This window comes from Fibrobacter sp. UWT3, from assembly GCF_900230125.1.
GTDB lineage: Bacteria > Fibrobacterota > Fibrobacteria > Fibrobacterales > Fibrobacteraceae > Fibrobacter.
The window spans coordinates 883,398-905,205 of sequence record NZ_OCSS01000003.1 but is presented as its reverse complement, the minus strand read 5'-3'; the positions used below and the strand labels follow the sequence as shown (position 1 = coordinate 905,205).

Below are 21,808 nucleotides of genomic sequence, written 5' to 3'. Positions count from 1 at the left end.
AGATAATGACTGCTGAAGAAATCTTCGCTTGCCTAGAAGAAAAGTTTGGCGCAAAGCGCGAGACGCTCGACAAGTGGGGCGTTACCGCCGTTGTGAGCGCCGCCTACCTGCACAATGCGGTTGAGTATCTCAAGGATGGCGCCGACGCTAAGTTCGACATGCTCATGGATATCGCGGGCATCGACTACCTGACCTACCCGAACCACGAGGGCCCGCGTTTTGCGGTTTCTTACTCGTTCAAGACGGTCGCCGCCCCGTGCGTGCGCGTGCGTCTCAAGGTGCTGGTCGGGGAGGATTCCCTGAAGGTCCCGACGATTAGCGACCTGTATGCGAACGCCAACTGGTACGAACGTGAAGTCTACGACCAGTTCGGAATTGTGTTCGAAGGCCACCCGGACCTCCGCCGCCTGTTGAACCACGTTGAATTTGTCGGTCACCCGCTCCGCAAGGACTACCCGGCCCAGAAGCGCCAGTGGCTCTCGACGAACGACTACCTGCTCCCGGAACTTGAAAAGCGCCTGCAGGACCTCGGTTACAGGGTCATCCAGCGCAGCAAGGAAGTGGAGACAAACGATAACGAATTCTTGGAAGGGAGTATCAAGGAATGATTGTACTGGATAAGAATGGCGATAAGCTTAACCTGATGCCCCTGAACGTGGGCCCGAGCCACCCGGCCACTCACGGCTGCTTGCGCTTTTTGGCCGCGATGGACGGCGAGACGATTGTCGCGAGCGTAGAAGAAATCGGATACCTGCACCGCGGGTTCGAGAAGATGGTGGAACGCGGCACCTGGCAGCAGGTGGTCCCGTATACCGACCGCCTCAACTACTGCTCGGCCATCATGAACAACATCGCGTACTGCCGCGCTGTGGAAAACATGTTCGGCGTCGAGATTCCGGAACGCACGAAGGTGCTCCGCGTGATTGTGAACGAACTTAGCCGTATCAACGACCACTTCGTGTGCGTCGCTGCCGCATTCCAGGACCTGGGCGGTACGACCCCGTTCATGTACGCGTTCAACCCGCGCGAAGAAATCATGTGCATCTGGGAAAAGCTCACGGGTGCACGCCTCACTAACAGCTTTGCCCGCATTGGCGGCCTCTACCGCGATAGCTACGAAGGCTTTGAACAGGATGTGCTCGCCGCCCTCGATTCTACCGAGAAGGCCCTGAAGGACCTGCACGCGTGCCTCGACCGTAACCGCATCTTCCTGGACCGTACGGTGGGAATCGGCAAGATTTCTGCAGAACGCGCCATCAGCTACGGCTGGACGGGCCCGTGCCTGCGCGCTTGCGGTGTTGCATCCGACCTGCGCAAGGACGAACCCTACTACGATTACGAGACCTACGACTGGGAAGTCGTGGTCGGCACCCAGGGCGACTGCAACGACCGCCTGCAGGTTCGCCTCGCTGAAATCGAGGAATCCGTGAAGATCGTGCGCCAGGCCCTGAAGCGCCTTACGCCAGGCCCGGTCGACATCGTCGACCCACGCATCCGCGTGCCGGCGCACAAGCTCGCCTACCAGGATATGGAAGGCCTTATCGGGCGCTTCAAGAGCGTGTACGAAGGCATCCGCGTCCCCGAGGGAGAATACTACTGCGGGAGCGAGTGCGCGAACGGCGAACTCGGCTTCACGATTGTTTCTGACGGCTCGGGCCATCCGTACCGCATCAAGGTGCGCCCGCCCTGCCTCACGCAGTTTGCCGCATTCCACGAACTTGTGGAAGGTGGCCAGCTTGCCGACTCTATGGCCGTACTTTCGGGCCTCAACATCATTGCTGGAGAACTTGACCGATGAGAGAACATATTCAAGGTGCAGTCCAGTTCGTTTCGAACAACCATTTGAAGTTTGATGGTCCGAGCGAAGCTATTGCGGCTCTTCCGGATCCGGGTCAGACTTTTGGCTATGTGAACAAGCCTGTTCCGCAGCCTGCCCCGAAGGAAGTGCTTGCGAAACTCGATACTCCCGAAATCAAGGAACGCTGCGCGGACCTGCTCAGCCGTTACCCGGTGGGCCAGGGTGCACTCCTCGAAGTGCTGTGGCTCGTGCAGGGCGTGTTCGGCTGGGTGCCTACGGAAGGCATCCGCTGGGCGGCAAACGTTTGCGGTTGTGCTCCGGCCCATGCGCTCGGTGTTGCAACCTTCTATACCATGTATAACCACGCTCCCAAGGGCAAGTTCCTGCTGCAGTTCTGCCGCAACATCAGCTGCTCCATCAAGGGCGCCCAGCCGCTCATCAAGTATGTGGAAAACAAGCTCGGTGTCAAGAGCGGCGAAACCACTCCCGACGGCATGTTTACCGTGCTCCAGGTGGAATGCCTGGGCAGCTGCGGCAACGGCCCGATGATGCTCGTGAACGATGACTTCGCGACCGACGTCGTGGACGGCGAACTCAAGATGAAGCGCGGTACGACCCTTACCGAAGCGAGCATCGACCGCATTATCGAATGGTGCAATGCTCATGCGAACAACGTGCCGAAGCACGATGTGCTTGGCGGAATCGTGAAGGGCCACGGCGGCCACCCCGGCGCTCCGGGTGCAACGGCCAAGCCGCAGGTGCCTGACTACGCTCCTCCGTCCCCGGTTTTGAACGTGAAGGCCGAGGCCGACGAGACGGGTGCTACCCTCACATGGAAGGGCGCTCCCGAATTCACGAAGATTGTGGTGGAAAAGAAGAACGGCTCTTCTTGGGTCGCGGTGGGCGAGCCCGGCGTGAAGGACAAGGCTTTTGTGGATGCTGCCGGCAAGGTCGGCGATGTGTACCGCATGATTGCCACTTCGGGCGAACGCACGGCCAAGCCTTCTAACGAGGCCGTGACCACCCAGAAGCCGGCTCCGGTCGAGGAGGCTAAGTAATTATGGCTGAATGTGTAAAAGTTTGTACAGCGAATTTCGGCAAGGGCGCCCAGGACATCGAAGTCTACAAGAAGCTGGGCGGCTACGCGAACATTTCGGAACGCCTGTTCAACATGAGCCAGTTCGAGCTCATTGACTACGTACAACGTTCCAACCTCCGCGGTCGTGGCGGCGCTGGCTTCCCGACGGGCATGAAGTGGAGCTTCGTTCCCCGCAATTCCGGCAAGCCCGTGTACATCGTGGTGAACGCCGACGAAGGCGAAGGCGGTACGTTCAAGGATCACTTCCTGATGATGGAAGATCCGCACCGTCTTATCGAAGGCCTGATTATCGCAGCATGGGCGCTCGGTAGCCGCGCGGCATACATCTACTGCCGTGGCGAATTCCTGCCCTGCATCGAGAGCATCAACAAGGCTTTGAACCAGGCATACGCTGCCGGTTACCTCGGCGAGAATATCATGGGCACCAAGTTCTGCTTTGATATCTTCGTGCATCGCGGTGCCGGCGCCTACATCTGCGGTGAAGAAACTGCTCTTATCAACTCGCTCGAAGGCCAGAAGGGCCAGCCCCGCCTCAAACCGCCTTTCCCGGCGGTGAGCGGTGCCTGGAAGTCCCCGACCTGCGTGAACAACGTGGAAACCATCATGGCTCTCCCGTGGATCTTGCAGCATGACCCGAGCGAATACGCCAAGATGGGTACGCCCCGTGCCGGCGGTACGAAGGTGTTCTGCATCTCGGGCGACGTGAAGAACCCGGGCGTGTACGAGGCTCCTCTCGGGACCCCGATGATGACGATGATTAACGAATATGCCGGCGGTATCGTAGGCGGGAACCTGAAGGCTGTGCTGCCGGGCGGTTCTTCCTGTGCTCCGCTGAACGCGGGCGAATGCGCCGTGGCCACGATGGACTACGAATGCCTCGCCTCGATGAAGACGATGTTCGGTTCGGGTGCCATGATCGTGATTAACGATACGCACAACATGGCCGAACTCCTGAACGTGCTTGGCAACTTCTACAGCCACGAATCTTGCGGCCAGTGCACTCCGTGCCGCGAGGGTACTGGCCTGTTGCACCGCATTCTGAACCAGATTGTGGAAGGCAAGGGTCACGATGGCGACGTGGAACTGATGCAGAGCCTGTGTGGCGGATTTGGTGGCGTGACGATTTGCCCGCTCTCCATTTCGCTCGGTGGCCCTGTTGGATCTTACACCGCAAAGTTCCGCGAGGACTTTGACGAATTAATCGCAAAGAACCCCGAACATGCCAAGCCGCGTGTTCAGGAAAACTATCGTCCTGGAATTTTCTGGTAATAATATGAGTAACTACTACAACATGCCGAAACTCCCGACTGAGAACAGCCCGAAGGTGGAAATCTTCGTGGACGACAAGCCGGTGATGGTTCCGGGCGACACGAACCTCCTCGAAGCCTTGAAGGCTGTCGGGATTGAAACTCCTCACGTATGTTACCACCCGTATTTGCCGGTGTCCGGTAACTGCCGCCAGTGCCTGGTGGAGCAAGAAGGCCCCCGCGGTCGCATGCTCGTGATTGCCTGCTACACGCCGGTCGCTCCGGGCATGAAGATTTACACGCCCGCATCTAGTGCCCGCGTGAAGAACGCCCGCAAGGCAACGCAGGAATTTATGCTGGTAAACCACCCGCTCGATTGCCCGATTTGCGACAAGGCCGGTGAATGCACCCTGCAGGAAAACTACATGGAAGCGGGCCAGAACGAATCCCGCATGCGCCCTGAATACGGCAAGAACTACCACGGCAATCCCGCGCACCAGTTCATTGATGCGAAGGGTCAGCTCCGTGGCGGTAAGCATGTGGATTTAGGCCCCCGCGTTTTGCTTGACGAAGAACGCTGCGTGCAGTGCGACCGTTGCGTGCGCTTTATGCGTACCATTGCCGGTTCCGAACAGTTGCAGCTCGCCGGCCGCGCCGACCACACTTACATTACGACCTTCCCGGGCGAAAAGCTTGACCACGAATACGACTTGTGCGTCACTGATGTTTGCCCGGTGGGCGCCATGACCGCGAAGTACTTCCGCTTCCAGAAGCGCGTCTGGTTGCTCAGCCACACGCCGACTATTTCGATGGATGATTCCCTCGGTGCGAACATCTGGCTCGACTATGCTGACGGCCACATCTACCGCGTGATGCCGCGTTGCAACCCGGTGGTGAACCGCAGCTGGCTCTCTAACACGAGCCGCCTCGCGTTCCTGCAGTTTGACAAGAACCGCCTCCCGGCAATGGAAGTGCATACTCCGGCTTTCGGGAACGGCAAGATTGCCCTCGTTGCGGGTGGATCCTGCACACTCGAAGACCTCGCCGCAATCCGTATGCTCAAGGAGACTCTCGGTGACCGCGCTGAAATCTTCGGCGGCTCCCTCCTGAAGGTGAACGCTCCCGACGGTATCGCGAAGAGCGGTGATCCGGTGGCGAACCGCGCCGGCATGACGCTCCTGGGCTTTGCCGATGTGGCCGACTTCATGAAGCGCGCCACTGAATTCGAGACCCTCGTGACGGTGAACGCCGACCTGTTCGGCGAGGACCCGGCTGCGGCTGGCGTTCTCGAGAAAATCAATTGCCGTATCGCTATTACCCCGTTCGACGATGCTACCGCAAAGAAGGCGACCATCGCGATGGGTGTTCGCCACTGGAGCGAAGTCCAGGGCACGATGGTGAACAGCCTCAACATGCTGCAGAAACTGAACGCCTGCCCGGTTTGCCCCGACGAAAATCTCTGGGCTGCCTACCAGGTGGTATCTTACATGGCCGGGTCCAAGTTCGAGGCCGCAGCCGACGCCTTCAAGAAGGCGGGCGAGTATGCGCCGGTCCTCGCCGGGCTCACGTACGATGCCATCAAGAGCACAGGCAAACTCCTCGAAGGAGGTGAAGCATAATGGATATTATTGAATCCAAAACCTGGATAGAATGGCTCATCACGATTGCGAAGTTCGCCTTCTGCTTCGTGCCGGTGCTGTATATCCTTCTCCTTATCCCGATGGAACGTCGTGGTGCGGGCTTTATGCAGGACCGTCAGGGCCCGAACCGCTCGTACATCAAGATTCCGTACTTCGGCAAGATCCGCTTGCTCGGTTACGTACAGAACATGTGCGACGGTACCAAGCTGTTCTTCAAGGAAATGTTCGCCCCCGCGGGCGTGAACAAGGTGCTCTACTACGTGGCTCCGGCAATCCCGTTTGCCATCGTGTTCCTGAGCCCCTGCGTGATTCCGTGGTTTGGCCCGATGGTGTTCGAATGGGGCGGCCAGATGGTCCGCATCCCGGGTTCCATCATCGATTCCGACGTGGGCGTGCTCCTGCTGTTCGGCTTCAGCTCGCTCTCCGCGTTTGGCGCCGTATTGGCCGGTTGGGCTTCCAAGTCCAAGTACAGCTTCCTCGGTGCGCTGCGTACGAGTTCCATGACCATCAGTTACGAAGTGTGCCTCGGCCTCTCTATGATGGGCATATTGCTCCTCGCGGGTTCCTTCAACCTGACCGATATCGTTAGCTGGCAGGAACATCACGTCTGGGGTATCGTTGCCCAGCCGGTGGCGTTCTTCTGCTTCCTGATTGCAAGTATCGCCGAAACCAGCCGCGCCCCGTTCGACGTCGCTGAAGGCGAGCCCGAACTGGTCGCCGGTTACCATACCGAATACGGCGCCATGCAGTTCGGCCTGTTCTACATGGGTGAATACTCGCATATCTGCATCAACAGCTTCCTCATTGCAACACTCTTCCTGGGTGGCTACTCGGTGCCGTTCATTACGACCGAGACTATGCAGGCCCACATGGGCGGCTCCCTTGCGGTGCTTTGCGGCGTGCTCGCGTTCCTCGCGCTCGCCTTCTTGCACATGATTCACCGCTATTCCAAGAAGCTCGCTGCGACGAACCTCACGAACCGTTTTGAAATCCTGCGCGAATACAAGCTCTACAACATCGTGGCATGGACCGCAGTCGTGGTGCTCGTGATTCTCGCCTTCTTCGCCTGGTTCTTCTACAATCCGCAGTCCATGGTCATCGGCGGCGTCGCCGTCGGCAGCCTCTCGACTGCCCTCGGAACCGCGCTCATCCACCTGCTTGTGCTCGTGGTCAAGAGCGTGATCTTCTGCTGGGTGTGGATTTGGGTGCGCTGGACACTCCCGCGCTTCCGCTATGACCACGTGATGAGCCTCGGCTGGAAGATTATTCTGAATATCGCCCTCATCAACCTTGTGGTGACTGCGGTCATCGCGAAGCTTGTAGGAGGTAACTAATGCGCGTTATTAGACAGAAACCCATGACTCTGGGCGAACGCCTCTACATTTTCGAGGCCCTGCGTGGCTTGTTCACGACTCTCAAGCACGCTGCCCGCGGTCTGTTCCGCTACGAAGAACTCCCGACGATTTCTTACCCGGAAGGCCAGCCGGAAGTCCGCAATACCTACCGTGCCAAGCACCGCCTGATGTTGCGCCCCGATGGCACTCCGCGCTGTGTCGCCTGCGGCATGTGTGCGGCTGCCTGCCCGGCCCACTGCATCTTTATCGAGGCTACGGCCAGCGATGACCCGCGCATCGAGAAGAAGGTCAAGCGCTTCGACATCGACCACCTGACCTGCGTGTTCTGCGGCCTCTGTGCGGAAGCCTGCCCGGTGGATGCGCTGCGCATGGACACGAAGAAGATTTCCTTTGAACACCGCTCTCGCGAGGAGTTTGTCGCCCACCTCGAGGACCTCACCAACTGGGATCCGAAGGATTACCCGGACGACGAACAGAGCCAGGTGGCTCCGGGCGGTACCAAGAATGCCGAGGCCAGAAAGGTCTGGGGAATGGAGGTTAAGTAATGTTAGCCCTGATTTATTTCATCATTCTCGCGGTGATTACGCTCGGTGCCGCTGCGTGCGTGCTCCTGAGCCGTCATCCTCTCTACGGCGGCCTTTCGCTCATCGTTTCGATGGTCTCGCTCGCCGGAATCTACGGCCTTATCGGTAGCCCGTTCCTGGGCGTCGTGCAGGTCATGGTCTACGCCGGTGCAATCATGATGCTCGTCACGTTCGTCATCATGGTGCTGAACGGTGCCCGCGATTCCAAGACTCCGATGTTCGACAAGGTGTCGCTCTTCATTATCCCGGCGGTTATCGTGCTCGCTGGCCTCGTGGGTTTTGCGCTGGTGCGTAGCCCGCTCGCGTTCGATACGACGACGCTCCGCGGTTCCGTTGCCCTCACGTCCAAGACTCTCTTCGATGTGGCTCAGACTGGCCCCGGCTACTTCGTGCTCTTCGAGGCACTTGGCCTGCTGCTGCTTTCTTCGATGGTGGCTGCGGTGCTTCTCGCGAAGAAGCGTCTCGGATCCGTTGAATCTGAAAATATGGAGGATAAACACTGATGGAACTCCAACCCATTTTCATCCAGCTGCTTGCCCTGGCGCTCTTTGCCATCGGTATCATGGTGGCTATTTCCAGGCGGAACCTGTTCTTTGTGCTCATGGGCATTGAACTTGCCCTGAACGCGGTGAACCTCTCCTTCGTGGGCTTCGCGAAGACGCTTCCCGATACCATGAGTGTCGCGGGCCAGATTATTCCGCTGTTCTCCATCGCCATTGCCGCCGCCGAGGCGTGCGTGGGCTTTGCAATGGTCATCTTTATCTTCCGCAACCGCGAAAGTATCGATGCCGACACCTATTCCGATATGAGGGGCTAAGATGACGAATATTCCTTTGTGGCTCATTCCGCTTTTCCCGCTGCTCGGAACCATCATCCTCGGGAGCATCGCCGTCGCTTCTTCGTCTAACAAGAAGGGTGCCCCCGAAGGTATCGTGGGTGCGATTGCCGTGCTGCTCCCGGCGATGTCGTTCGTGAGTGTCGCTGCCCTCGCTACGAATATGCCTGTCTCCGGCATCCGCGAGACGCTCTGCAACTGGATTGATATTCCGCTCCTCAAGGTGGATATCGGATTCCTGTTCGACGCTCTCTCCCGCATCATGCTCCTGTTCGTGACGGGTATCGGCACGCTCATCGCGCTGTACTCCATCGGTTACATGCACGGCGACCGCGGCTTTGCCCGCTTCTTCGCCTACATCAACCTGTTCCTGTTCAGCATGATTGTGCTCGTGCTTTCCGATAGCCTGCTTCTCACCTTCCTCGGCTGGGAAGGCGTGGGACTCTGCTCCTACCTGCTCATCGGTTTCTGGAACAAGGACCTCAAGAACTGCAAGGCTGCCAACAAGGCCTTCATCGTGAACCGTGTGGGCGATATCGGGTTCTTGCTCGGTATGCTCTGCCTCGTTACGGTTGGCGGTGCTGGCGCCCTCAACTACGACCTGCTCAACCAGTTTATCCAGATGGTCATTGCTGGCGGGCACGTGGAACTCGTGCTCCCGATGCTCACGCTCGCTTCTGTCATGTTCTTCGTGGGTTGCACGGGTAAGTCCGCGCAGATTCCGCTCCTTACGTGGCTGCCCGATGCCATGGCGGGTCCGACTCCGGTTTCTGCCCTCATCCATGCCGCGACCATGGTCACGAGCGGTGTCTACCTGGTGGCGCGCCTCTCCAACATGTTCGTGCTCTGCCCCGACGTGCTGAACATCATTCTCGTCGTGGGTGCGTTGACCGCCTTCTGGGCTGCATTCGCGGGCCTCTTCCAGAACGATATCAAGAAGGTGCTTGCCTACTCGACGATTAGCCAGCTCGGTTACATGTTCATGGCCGCGGGCGTATCTGCGTTCGATGCTTCCATCTTCCACGTGTTCACTCACGCATTCTTCAAGGCGTCGCTCTTCCTCGGTGCGGGTGCGGTTATCCACGCGCTTGCAGGCGAGCAGGACATGCGCCGTATGGGTGGCATGATCAAGAAGACTCCGGTCACTGCCTGCGTGATGATTTTCGCGTTCCTCGCGATTGTCGGGTTCCCCGGCTTTGCTGGCTTCTGGTCCAAGGACCTGATTCTTGAACGCATCTTCACGAACTGCAACTGGGTATTCACGGGAACCTGGCTTGCCGATGGCGCCGTTCCCATGAACAAGATTTTCTACGTGACGGGCCTCTTCACTGCGGTTATCACTGCGGTGTACATGGGTCGCCTCATCATCATGACGTTCTTCGGCGAATACCGCGGCGACAAGGAAACCGAATCGCACATCCACGAGGCACCTGCCGTGATGCTCATCCCGATGGTCGTGCTCACGTTCGGTTCCATCTTCGCGGGTTACCTGTGGGCGGAATCCATCGGCATCACGTTCTTTGCCGATTCGCTCGCTCCGGTGCTTGGTGCCGCTCAGGCGTTCGACCCCGCACGCATGTTTAGCCCCGACATGATGCTCGAGGAATTTATCCCGCGCGTCACGACGCACGTGAACCCGATGCTCTTTGCCGCGCTCGGTACGCTTGCTGCTCTCTTCGGCATGTTCGTTGCCTGGAAGGGCTGGGGCAAGGCCGACATCAAGGCTTCTGCGAAGGGCTCTTCTACCGCTCCCGAGGGCTATGCCAAGGGCTGGACGTTCCTTTGGGACTACGTCCACCTGTTCTTTATCAAGGTTGTGCTTATTGTCGCCTGGATTTGCGACGTAGTTGTCGACAAGGTGCTGCAGGCGTTCCAGTGGACGCTCTCGGCCATCGTCTCCATCGTGGGCGACGGCGCGACCGTGTTCCAGGTTCGCAAGGTGCGCCTGCAACTTACGCTTAGCCTGTTCGGCGTGGCGCTCCTTGTGCTTGTTGTTCTCTTGACTGGAGGTTTGGTCTAATGCTTTTACATCTCCTTGTCTTTGCCCCGTTTGTTGCCGCCATCCTGATGGTCCTCAACTCCAAGGAAGACTTCAGGTCGGCGACCCGCATGGCGATTCTCTTCGCCGTCGTGTTCCTCGGGCTTTCCGTCGCTCTTGTCTCGGGCGGGAACATCGCCACCACTCCGGTGGAATGGTTCTGGATTCCCGGCTGCAAGGGCCCCACGTACTACTACCTCTACAGCCACGGTCTGGGCGCCTGGATGGTGTTCCTTTCTTGCGGGCTTTCGCTTGTGGCCCTCATCTCTGCACGCGGGCTTTTCGGGAACAACTACCGTAATTTCGCCATCGGGATTTTCTCCTTGATGGGTGCGATGAACGGAACGTTCCTTGCCGCCGACGCTGTGCTGTTCTTCTTCTTCTTCGAAGCGATGGTTATTCCGGCTGCCGTCCTGATTGCGGGCTTCGGCGGCGAGAAGCGCAAGGAAGCGGCCATGACGTTTGCAATCTACACGCTGGTCGGTTCTGCCCCGATGATGGTGGCGCTCTGGTACCTGCTCACGATTGCGGACAACTCGCTGCTCCTCTCCGTGGCGCTCGCAGTGCAGAGCCTGCCGGAAAACACGCAGCTCGTGCTGCTCTTGTGCTTCCTGATGGCGTTTATCGTGAAGACCCCGATTTTCCCGTTCCACGGCTGGCAGGCGATTACCTATTCCGAGGCTCCGGCTCCGCTCTCGGCTATCCTTACGGGTGCCATGAGTAAGGCTGGCGTGTTCGGGTTCATTGCCTGGGTGCTTCCGGTGTTCCCCTTCAACATGACCGAGATTTCTACGATGGTGTGGCTCGGGCTTGCTTCCGCAATCTACGGCGCCCTGATGGCGCTCCGTGCGCGCGACGGCAAGAAACTGCTTGCGTTCAGTTCCATGAGCCACCTGGGCATTGCGGTCGCGGGCGTGTTCAGCCTCTCCGAGGCGATGCTCCCGGCGGTTCTCGTGTTGCTGGTGGCCCACGGTATTTCGGCCGGCGTGCAGTACTACCTGATTGGCATTGCCGAGCGCATGACGGGCACGCGCGACATCAACGAAATGGGCGGGCTTGCCCACAAGGCGCCTGCGTTCAGTTTCCTGTTCGGTGCTGCCGGCGTGATGGCTCTTGCGGTTCCCGGAACGGCGGGCTTTATCGGTGAATTCACCGTGCTGCTTTCCCTGTGGGACCTGAGCCCGGTTTGCGCGGGCATCATGGGATTCTCCATGATTCTCTCTGCGGCCTACGTGCTCCGCTTTATCCAGAAGGTCATCTTCGGCGAAGCGAAGCGCGAATGCAAGGAAGGCGTGAAGGTCTCGGGCCTCGAGGGTGTTGCCTACGGTGCGATGCTCCTGCTTCTCCTCGTGTTCGGTTTCCACCCGTCGTTCGTGACGGAATCCCTGCTTATCAATGACGCATCTGCAGTCGAACAGACCGAGGAGGCGCCTGTTGCCGAAGAGCAGGTCGTTGAGGAAGAAGTCGAAGAAGAGGAGGAAGGCGAGGTCGAACCGCTCGAATCCCACATCGTTACTTCCAGCGATATCGGCAAGCTCGATTCCTCGCTGGTGAAGGCGGGCTTCTCCGAAGAAGAACGCAAGGAACTTATCCGCCAGGTTATCGAGACCGAGGCGAACATTGCGCGCTCCACGGTGCTTGCCCAAGAAAAGCAGGCTCGCGAAGAAGAAACTCAGGTCCGCGGCGTCGAAGACAAGGACTACGAACTCAATGATGCCGAAATGGACGCTCACCCCGCGACAGATGCCGCTCCGGTGAACGAGAAGGAGGCTTCCAATGACTAGTATCGTCAACTTTTTCCCGGTAATCGTTGTCGCTCTCGGTGCCCTCGCTACCCTGGTGATGGAACCGTTCCTTAAGGACGACAACAAGCACAAGATTATCCCCTGGTTTGCAGCCGTATTCGTGGCTCTGGGCATGGCGTCTTTCGCGCTTGTGACAACCGATACGTGCCACGACCTGTTCGCCATGGACCCGGTCCGTCGCCTGCTCGGGCTTGCCGTGCTGCTTTGCACGCTGCTCGGCGTTTCGGGCCTGCAGTGGACCCTCGGTCACGAAGACCACAAGGGTGGCGAGGCCTACGGGCTCATGCTGCTTGCTTCGACCGGCGCACTCCTCATGACTCAGGCGATTGATTTTGTCGCCCTGTTTATCGCCATGGAACTCACGAGCTTCCCGGTGTACGCCCTGGTGGGTATCCGCCGCAAGGATACGAATGCGGGCGAAGGCGTGTTCAAGTACTTCGTTTCGGGCTCCATCTTCAGTGCCATATTCCTCTACGGTGTGGCGCTCGTTTACGGTGCGACCGGCACGACTCACTTCAGTGCGCTGATTCTGCAGGGCCGTGAACCCATCTATGCGATTGGCATTCTGCTCACTATTTTCGGGCTCCTGTTCAAGGCGGGCGCCGCTCCGGTGCACTACTGGGTGGCTGACGTCTATACGGGCGCTTCTGTCGCGGTCACGGGCTTCATGGCTGCCGTCGTGAAGGTGGGTGCGCTCGCCGCTCTCGGTTCCGTGTGGCTCGGCATGCTCGTTACCCGCGCCGGTGTCGCCGGTGCCTGGAACCTCTCCGAACAGGTTACTGCCGCAGGGCAGTCCAAGCCGGTGTTCTACCTGGTGGTGATTGTCGCCGTGCTCTCGATCCTTGTCGGTGCGTTCAGCGGCCTTGCCCAGAAGTCCATCCGCCGCATTCTTGCGTTCTCCGCCGTGATGAACGCGGGCTTCATTGTGCTCGGCCTCCTGGTTCCGAGTTACCTGAAGAACGGTACGGTGCAGCTTGGTGCAATGTTCTACTTCTTGGTGACCTACGCCGTTGCCAGTGCGGGTGCCCTTACGGGTGTCGCCTACCTTTCGGGCAAGGGTGACCGCAAGGAAAATCTCGAAGACCTGCAGGGTGCAGGCCGCAAGCATCCGTTCGTGGCGATCGGTGCTACGGTGTGCCTCGCTAGCCTCGCCGGCCTCCCGCCTGTTGCTGGCTTCCTCGCGAAGTTCGCGCTCTTTACCGACGTGTTCGCTGCGGGCCATGGCGCCATTGCGATATTCGCCTTCGCGCTTTCGCTGGTGGCGGCGGTGTACTACCTGCGCATTGCCTACGTGCTGTTTATGCCGTTCAAGAATGAATGCGCAAGCACGTGTTGCTGCTGCAAGTCCCAGGTTGCGTTCACCTACATGCTCAAGTTCGCGGTGGCAATTTCTGCTATTGCCCTCATCGCCATGAGCATGTTCCCCGGCAAGGCCCTGCTCGGATAAATCTCGAATATCTGACCTTAAGCCCGCTCCGCTACGGACCGGGCTTTTTTTTGTCTCCGGGAGGGTCTTAGGGAGGGCAGGGAGCCCTCCCTTGTCGCATAAATATGCGTTTTGTCGGGAATAGGGACTGCCCAGTCGCTTTTTCGAACTTTAGAATCTATATTTATAATGATGAATTTGTTCAAGTTCGCATATGCCGCTTGTCTGCCGCTCGTTCTGGGCGCGTTATGCCTTATGGGCTGTGACGGCGGTTCGGACTATAACCGCGCGGGCGTGGACTCGAAAATCGAGGACGATGTAATTCCTGAAGGCTATGCCCTGATAGGCAAGTCGTTCCGCGTGCGGAACATGGCACCCAATGCATGGTTTATCCCGGATTCACGAACCGTCGCCTATGTGCTTGATTCCTCGCTCTATGTAATTGACTCGGTGGAAGGTTACCCTGTCGATGCTAGCAGGAGCGAATTCGAATTCCCTGCTCACGATTACAAGTCTCCTTACGTAACAGTCTCGCTGTTCTATGTTACACGCATTATGTGGCCCACCACGGCGAACAGAATTTCTTTCTCCGTGATAACGGATATTTCGGAAGTGGAAAATCCGAGGATTGACCTGATGACGGATATTGATGCCCCGATGATTTGGGAATTCGTGTCAGAGGGCTACTCGTTCAGCGAGGCGAAAAAGAAGGCCATGCAGGATGTGGCGAAGGCGTTCCACTTTACGGAGCAGGATACGCTCCCTGCAGAATTGTATGCGCGCCCGTTCGAGGAAGTTGCCGGACTGTACGCATACTTGTTGCGAGGCCTGTCGGAAGGTAGCTTTGCCAAAAACAAGTCATACCTGAAAGAAGACCTCTCGGATGGGACTATCGACGATACTGATAAAAACATCGAGTTTGCCGAGTTCATTGTCAATAGATGGCTGGGTGTAGATTCCCTGCTGGATAAGTTGGATTCGACAGCCGGCGTAAACAAGTGGAAGTTCTTTGAACGCATGGTTGAAGAAGCCTTCGGGCTCCCGGACTGCAAGGACCGCCTGGGTAAGGTCGATTCGGTTGCAAACTCCAAATCCTCTTATTACAAGGATTCGCTGGTATGCGATGCTGTCCTTAACAAGAATGACTCGCTTGTGTATTTCAGGAGGTTCCTAACCGATTTGGAGAAACAGTTTGGCCCCTGCATTGTCGGTAGCACTCCTCGGCTGGAAAAGGTGAGCGAGAAACTTTCTTACAAGTGCACAGGCAATTATGCCTCGTACGGGTTGTCTGCGGACGGTTACCGCATGGAATTCAAGAACGGGTGGGAAGTAGCGGATGACGAGTTTATCCGGAATTATCACTTTGGCGCATGCCATTCCGAAAACTTGGGCCAAAAGTCCTTGTTCCACGACTCGATATTCGTCCGCGAACACGTGGTTTCGGACGATACGTATTCCTGGAATTACGAAAGCCAGGATACTGTCGGTTTCTACCTGGGCGAATGCGATACGGGTAGCGTCTGGACGCTCGGGCGCATGCCGGATTCTTCGGAATATGTCTGTACGCACGATTCCTTGAGCATGCGGTGGAACCCTGCGAACGATATCAATAAGTTCCTTGCAGAGCAGCGCAAGTGCAATAGGGAAACGGATGCCCTGCGTTCGTTCTCTTATAGCGGCCTGTTCTATTACAGGTGTGACGATGTGAAGATTGGCGATATGCCTGCAATATATTCCTTCAAGGGGGTTTCGAGTGGTGTCGCCGATTCGCTTGCGTTTATCGCAATGCAGGAACCGTGCGATCCGGTGAATGCGTACCAGTATGTGTACGATTCGATTGGCAACAGCTTTTACCACTGCGAAACCAGGAATGACAAGTATCAGTACTACGAGATCGATGAAAAGGCAGGCAGACAGGCCATGTGCGGCGAGTTTGTGGAAACGCTCCCTGCTTGTACCGATAAATCCGATACGCTCGAAATTATTGATTGCCCGTATAACGTCACAAGGTATGAATCTACGGTAAATGTGTTCTACCATTGCTCGAATGTCGAAGGCAAGTATGTATACGGGCAGGTGGACTACTGGGACCTGAAACGCTACGAGAGCCTGAGGGAGGCGAGGGAGTCCGGTTTCTGTAATGATGCAGGCGAAGAAATACACTACACGAGGGATGCGTACGGGTATTTGTATTACTGCGTCGAGACAGGTGGCGAATACCACTTGGAACCAATTGAGGAAAAGGCCTTGGCTGACAAGCTTGCCGACCAGTATATGGCGAGACTTGAGCCCTGCGATGCTGCTGTCGCAAGGTGGAGAAGCGACAAGAACAACTTTATGTCCCAAAAGTATTACTTTGTATGTGACTACGATACGAATGCAAACTTTGTGATGATGCGGGTGGACGAACAGTATTATGGCCAGTATCCTGCAAGGAAGAACGTCGGCGAGAAAGGCGTGAAGATTGATGCCTGTAGCGATGATGTGCTTGCGGCGCGTGGCGCTCCGGTAGAAGCGCATGATGGCTACATTACGGACCCGCGTGACAGCCGCAGTTACCGCGTGGTGACTATCGGCAAGCAGACGTGGATGGCGGAAAACCTGAATTACTACGACCCGGTGGCGAACCCGAACATGACAGACCCGCAAGGGTGCGCAAGCGATGTGGAACAGTGCGAAGCGACGGGAAGGCTTTACTACTGGTATGCCGCGGTTGGTGTCCCGAACTATTTTGACCAGGAAATTGTGGAAGAGAACCTTTGCCTGCCGGTGCAGGGGATATGCCCCGCCGGGTGGCATATCCCCACGGTAGAAGAATGGTCGCAACTGTTCCAGTATGTTTCGTACTACAATGACGGTGCGGGTTACGGCGGCGGGTTGAAGGGTAAGGATGGCTGGAGTTATCGCATTAACTGGTCCGGGGATTTGTTCGGATTTTCTGCATCGCCCGTGACGTGGACTACCGACGAAAGGGCCTATTTTGCTGCTGCAGATGTTATTGCGAATCTTACCAACCGGCAACCTCTTGGAATCCGGTTTACCTATGGTGGCGACAATCCGACGATATTCACGGATGAGGTAAGCCGCTCGTATTCCGTGCGCTGCGTGAAAGACTAGCGGGTGCGTCGGGGGTTGGCGAGATGATTTGTCCGGAATGTGGAGAAAGGTATAACTACTACGAGCCGCAGTGCCCGTGGTGCGGTGCGGCAAAGCCCGTAGAAAAAGAGAAGCCTGACGAGGGGGCGGAACCTTCCGGTTCTCAAATTGAAAATGCCCCGGAGAAAGAAGTATTCTTTACGTATAAGGCCCGCAAGAAACGTGACGGGAAAATTCTGTTGGTGTGCAAATATTGTATAGCACTATTTGTCTTTATGGTCTTTGTTTGCATGCTTGGTGAACTCTTTAGGCAACCGATTACGAAGAATCTTCTTTTAACAGTTTTTATACCTCTTGCTGTATCTGTTGTTTTTTTCTTTGATGCCGGCTACTCCATCAAGGCCGTGCGCGAAATAAAATGTCGCAAGGACGATTTTGTGTTGTACAGGCTCAATGACGAGGCTGTCCTTCCGTTTGGCAAGACGGATATACTAAAAAAGAGGTACAGAACGGGGCTTTTCCGTCATATGTATGTTTTTGTTATTGACAAGGAAATCTTCTTCGTCGACGAACACGATTTCCCCGAAGTAGCCGAAACGATGGACAAGCTTTATTTTGGAAAGGGATGATTTTTTTAAATTTGTGAAAAAAGGATTTTATTATGGACAAGATTTATCGTTCGGGTATCGGTTTTGACGTTCACAAGTTGGTGGAAGGCCGCAAGTGCATTATTGGCGGGGTGGATATCCCGTACGAGAAGGGCCTCTTGGGCCATAGCGATGCCGACGTGTTGCTGCATGCGATAAGCGATGCCCTGCTGGGTGCCGCGGGCCTCGGCGATATCGGTACGTACTTCCCGGATACGGACCCGGCATTCAAGGGCGCTGACAGTCTGGAACTGTTGCGCAAGGTGGGCGAGGAAGTCCGTAAGGCGGGTTACGAGATTATCAATATCGACAGCATCGTGATGTGCGAACGCCCGAAGGTGAACCCGCACAAGGATGCCATGAAGGCAAACATCGCCCGCGTGCTGGGCCTGGATATCAAGCAGATTGGCATCAAGGGCACCACGACTGAAAAGCTCGGATTTACGGGCAGGGGCGAGGGCATTGCGAGCCAGGCCGTCGCAATGGTCCGCAGTATTTAGTTTGTTGTAGAATTTTAGAACAAAAGACTATATTTGGGGTAGTCACAGGAAAGGAGGAAATATGAGAAAATGGATTGCCGTATGTGCCCTGCTTGCTTTGGCGCAGGTATCCCTTGCTGCATGGAACGGTTCCGCGAAGGTCCCGAAGGTTGTTTCGGGCGCGTACGAGATCACGACCCCCGAGGAACTTGTCGGGTTTCTCGATTCCATCGCACCGGCAAGGATAGGCGACAAGACCCTGAATGCCTACCTGAAGAACGACATCGTGTTTGGCGAAGATACTACCAAGCTCTGTTCCAAGCGCTGGACCCGAAATGCGGACCAGAACTACTTTTCAGGCGTCTTTGACGGCAAGGGCCACACGGTTTATGGCTTGAATGCCGAAAAAGCTCTGTTCAAGAGCGTCGGGATGGGTGCGGGCGTGGTTCGTAACCTGGATATTGCGAACAGCTCCTTCGGTAGCGATTCCGCGTATGCAACTGCAGCCATCACTGAATTCCAGCAAGGCGTTGTCCAGAACGTGAACGTCATCAACACGAAGGTTATCGCGGCGGGCAATGCGGGCGGTATTGCCGCAAGCCTTATCTCGTCGGAAGATGAACTTGTCGTGATACTCAACTGCAACGTCGAGGGCGGTTCCGTTACCGGCGGGACGTATGTGGGCGGCATCGTGGGCCAGCTTCTGGGCCGCGTGTATGGCTCGAACAATTCGGCGAAGGTTATTCTGGCCGGCAAGGCGCAGGCCGATTCCATTCCGGCGTACATCGGCGGTATCGCGGGCAGTGCCGAAGTGCGTGACGGCTCTGTTCTGGAATCCTGCATTAACCGTGGCGATGTGGAAGTGTCCGGTTCGCGTTTCACCGTGTATGCCGGCGGTATTGCGGGCGAGATTTCTGGCGGGGCGGAAAACCTGCAGAACTACGGGAACATTACTGCGGGTAACTTGCCTTCGGCCAAGTTCGACTGGAGTAGGAACGAGTCGCTTTGGCGGGTGGGTGGCATTGCGGGCCAGATAAGCCTGGATACCTACTACGCGACATCGGCATTGGACATGCTGAACGATGGGAAAATCGCTATTTCTGTGGGAACGAATATGCGGGGCAGCGTCTATGCGGGCGGCATTGCGGGTTCGCTGGTTAAGCCGAACGTGAGAAATACGCTGAACCGTGGCTCTATCGAGATTCGCAACAACACGGAAGAGGTCTCGGTGAATGCGGGCGGTTTTGCCGGCTGGGCTGAAATGCAAATTAACGAGAACGGTATCGCGAAGGTGAAAAATCGCGGAAGCATCTATGCCGAAGGAAATAAGGAGGTGCTTGTAGGAGGCCTGATTGGCTCGATGAGCGGGCTTAACAACATGAAGTTGCCGCAACTGCGCGAGTCGTTTAACTATGGCGACGTGACGGCTGTTTGCCCTGCGGATAAGGGAACCGTGAAAGTGGGTGGTATACTCGCGACCATGAAAAGCATGAATGTGAGCGATGTGTATAACCGCGGGAATGTCTTGTTGAAGGGGTATTGCAACTACAGGTATGTGGGCGGTATCCTTGCGGATTTGGGTAACTACGGTGCCGACAGCATCGTGAATGCCTACAGTGCTGCCGCAAGCGTGAAGGGTGCTGAAACGGCCGGTGGGATTATAGGGGAGATGTACCAGGCAGAGCAAGCGTCCAATGTGTATTTCGATGGCTCGCTTGTAGATTTGAATGCCTTTGGTTACGTGTACTCTAGTGAGACTCCGTGCCCGCAATGCAAGAAGACTACTGCCGAACTGCAGAGCGACGAGATGCTCGCCACGCTCAACACGGTAAACGGCACTGAGGCCGATCGCCACCTGTGGGTGCGTCGCGGCGGGTATCCGGTGTTCACGTTCGATAGCGTGTACCTGAACGATTCCGTCTATTTCAACATGGACAAGTTCGTTCTCCCGCCGTCACGGGTCGAGAACGATACGACCCTCTACACGATTTCTACCGCCGACGAGATGCGCGCCTTCTTGGAACTCGGGCGCATCTTGAGTACCAAGACCTACAAGGCGGAACTGGCGAACGATATCGTGATGGGCAAGGATTCCCTGCACCTCTCGATGCGCAAGATGTCTGTTGATTCTGTGGGCCGGTGCGTGTCGATGCAGTTTGATGGCAAGGGACATACGATTTACGGCCTCGACATGGAACGTTCGATGTTCCATTGTCTCGACTCGAATTCGCTCGTGCAGAACTTTACGATTGCGAACAGCAGGTTCGGAAACGACCTGGGCTATTCTGCGGCTGGCGTTACCATCAAGAACAACGGCTGCGTGCGCAACGTGACGATCCGCAATAGCCTTGTCCGTGGCGACGATGCTGCGGCTGGGCTTGTGGTGCTGAACTTCAAGACGCTGCTCAACCTCAAGAACGAGAACACTTCGGTATACTCCAATGGGGTCGCGGGAGGCATCGTTGGTTACTCCTACGAGGCGGTGATTTCGGGCGCGAGTAACTCGGGCAAAATTTCGGGGCGCGTCGCGGGCGGCATCGCGGGTAGCACGAACGGCTATGGTCATGGCCCGAATATCGTTTCCCAGGCATCGAATACGGGTGCGGTGCTCGTTACGGCAGATACCATCGTGTTTGCGGGTGGCATCTTGGGTTATGCCCTGCGTACCACCATAAGCGATAGTTACAATACCGGCCTGGTGCAGGGCTCCGTGCAGAGGGGCGATATAATGCTCGGTGGCATTGTCGGCCTGGCGGATTCCATCAATTCCATCTCGGGTGTGGGCAATTGGGGCCGTGTGCATGTGGTTTCCTCTGACCGTGCGTATGCGGGTGGTCTTGTGGGGCGCTATAGCGGGCTAACGCTTTTGGCTGGCGGCACGCTCTACCACGCGGGTGGGTTTATCCAGTCGTTCAACTACGGCCCCGTGCATGTGGTAACCTCGAAGGACACCTCGTATGCGGGCGGCATCATCGGGTATGCGGCGAACCTTGTACTCCAGGACGATTACAACAGGGCCTTTGTAAAGAACGGGGGCAAGTCGTCGAATCGCTTTACGGGCGGTATGGTTGGTGGTGGCAAGTTCGTGACGATTTCTCGGGGCTACAGTTTCACCGATACTTTGTCGGGGAACAGCGTGGGTACGATTGCCTACGAGGTCGAGGGCGACGGGAACATCGTGAATTACCTCTACTATGGGAAGAACAATTGGAATGCTTCCCCGGCAGTCGTGAAACTTGCGGAGGGCGGTTCCAATATCTACGAGAAGGTCGAGGAAAAGACTTTTGAGCAGATGAAGGGCGAACTCGAATACCTGAATGCGGAAGCGGGCCCGTGGGTGTTCGGGAATTGCCTCCCCAGGATGGAGGCCGACACGACCTCGGTTTGCGCCGTGAATGTGGTCGAGGACTTCTTCGAGGAAAGCTTTGCCGACAGCGTGGGTTACCTGCTGGATGTCTTGTATGCCGATACTACTGGCGGCGACCCTCATGGGACGACTCCTGTGGCCCCGAAGCCGCACGATATGAAGGCGAAGGCTCTCCCGATGCATGTCTCGGTTTCCGGCCACGATATTACGGTTTCTGGCCTGCGGCAGGGCGATGCCGTGCTCGTGCTCGACATGAAGGGGCGCCTGGTGACCTCGGCCCGCGTGCATAGGGCGTCTGCAACCCTGAACGTGCCTCGTGCAGGCTTTTACATCGTACGTAATGCGAACCGTTCCCGGAAGGTGCGGATTCGCTAATTTTGATACTAAAATTC

General features: G+C 56.8%; 16 protein-coding genes. All 16 read left to right on the top strand.

Annotated features, from left to right (window positions below):
- The first annotated feature begins 5 nt into the window (after positions 1–5).
- The 16 genes from CRO08_RS17190 (at position 6) to CRO08_RS15275 (ending at position 21,791) form a co-directional block, all read left to right on the top strand.
- Positions 6–608 (top strand): NADH-quinone oxidoreductase subunit C, encoded by a 603-nt coding sequence (locus CRO08_RS17190; RefSeq protein ID WP_097036904.1) that lies wholly within the window; start codon positions 6–8, stop codon positions 606–608.
- Entirely contained in the window at positions 605–1,798 is a 1,194-nt protein-coding gene (locus CRO08_RS15345) for an NADH-quinone oxidoreductase subunit D (protein ID WP_097036903.1), read from the top strand. The genes CRO08_RS17190 and CRO08_RS15345 overlap by 4 nt, the downstream gene beginning before the upstream one ends.
- A complete protein-coding gene (locus CRO08_RS15340; RefSeq protein WP_097036902.1) occupies positions 1,795–2,856 on the top strand; it encodes an NAD(P)H-dependent oxidoreductase subunit E in 1,062 nt (353 codons plus the stop codon). Before CRO08_RS15345 ends, CRO08_RS15340 begins: the two co-directional genes overlap by 4 nt.
- Positions 2,857–2,858: 2 nt before the next feature.
- Entirely contained in the window at positions 2,859–4,166 is a 1,308-nt protein-coding gene (gene nuoF, locus CRO08_RS15335; RefSeq protein WP_097036901.1) for an NADH-quinone oxidoreductase subunit NuoF, read from the top strand.
- Positions 4,167–4,170: 4 nt separating this feature from the next.
- Positions 4,171–5,763 (top strand): 2Fe-2S iron-sulfur cluster-binding protein, encoded by a 1,593-nt coding sequence (locus CRO08_RS15330; protein ID WP_097036900.1) that lies wholly within the window; start codon positions 4,171–4,173, stop codon positions 5,761–5,763.
- Positions 5,763–7,118, top strand: coding sequence for a complex I subunit 1 family protein (locus tag CRO08_RS15325; RefSeq protein WP_097036899.1), 1,356 nt, complete (start codon positions 5,763–5,765; stop codon positions 7,116–7,118). Before CRO08_RS15330 ends, CRO08_RS15325 begins: the two co-directional genes overlap by 1 nt.
- A complete protein-coding gene (locus tag CRO08_RS15320) occupies positions 7,118–7,684 on the top strand; it encodes an NADH-quinone oxidoreductase subunit I (protein ID WP_073115156.1) in 567 nt (188 codons plus the stop codon). Before CRO08_RS15325 ends, CRO08_RS15320 begins: the two co-directional genes overlap by 1 nt.
- Positions 7,684–8,226, top strand: a complete 543-nt coding sequence (locus tag CRO08_RS15315; protein WP_072812386.1) for an NADH-quinone oxidoreductase subunit J — start codon at positions 7,684–7,686, stop codon at positions 8,224–8,226. The genes CRO08_RS15320 and CRO08_RS15315 overlap by 1 nt, the downstream gene beginning before the upstream one ends.
- Entirely contained in the window at positions 8,226–8,540 is a 315-nt protein-coding gene (nuoK, locus tag CRO08_RS15310) for an NADH-quinone oxidoreductase subunit NuoK (RefSeq protein WP_072812383.1), read from the top strand. Before CRO08_RS15315 ends, nuoK begins: the two co-directional genes overlap by 1 nt.
- Position 8,541: 1 nt before the next feature.
- Entirely contained in the window at positions 8,542–10,578 is a 2,037-nt protein-coding gene (nuoL, locus tag CRO08_RS15305) for an NADH-quinone oxidoreductase subunit L (protein ID WP_097036898.1), read from the top strand.
- Positions 10,578–12,380, top strand: a complete 1,803-nt coding sequence (locus tag CRO08_RS15300) for a NuoM family protein (protein ID WP_097036897.1) — start codon at positions 10,578–10,580, stop codon at positions 12,378–12,380. Before nuoL ends, CRO08_RS15300 begins: the two co-directional genes overlap by 1 nt.
- Positions 12,373–13,848 (top strand): NADH-quinone oxidoreductase subunit N, encoded by a 1,476-nt coding sequence (locus CRO08_RS15295; RefSeq protein ID WP_097036896.1) that lies wholly within the window; start codon positions 12,373–12,375, stop codon positions 13,846–13,848. The genes CRO08_RS15300 and CRO08_RS15295 overlap by 8 nt, the downstream gene beginning before the upstream one ends.
- A gap of 168 nt (positions 13,849–14,016) precedes the next feature.
- Positions 14,017–16,944, top strand: a complete 2,928-nt coding sequence (locus CRO08_RS15290) for an FISUMP domain-containing protein (protein ID WP_097036895.1) — start codon at positions 14,017–14,019, stop codon at positions 16,942–16,944.
- Between the two features lie 23 nt (positions 16,945–16,967).
- Positions 16,968–17,552 (top strand): hypothetical protein, encoded by a 585-nt coding sequence (locus CRO08_RS15285; protein ID WP_097036894.1) that lies wholly within the window; start codon positions 16,968–16,970, stop codon positions 17,550–17,552.
- Positions 17,553–17,584: 32 nt separating this feature from the next.
- The gene (ispF, locus tag CRO08_RS15280; protein ID WP_097036893.1) at positions 17,585–18,070 is read left to right on the top strand and encodes a 2-C-methyl-D-erythritol 2,4-cyclodiphosphate synthase; all 486 of its coding nucleotides are present in this window, start codon (positions 17,585–17,587) and stop codon (positions 18,068–18,070) included.
- A gap of 61 nt (positions 18,071–18,131) precedes the next feature.
- Complete coding sequence (locus CRO08_RS15275) at positions 18,132–21,791, top strand: peptidase A26 (protein WP_097036892.1); 3,660 nt, start codon at positions 18,132–18,134, stop codon at positions 21,789–21,791.
- Positions 21,792–21,808: the final 17 nt, after the last annotated feature.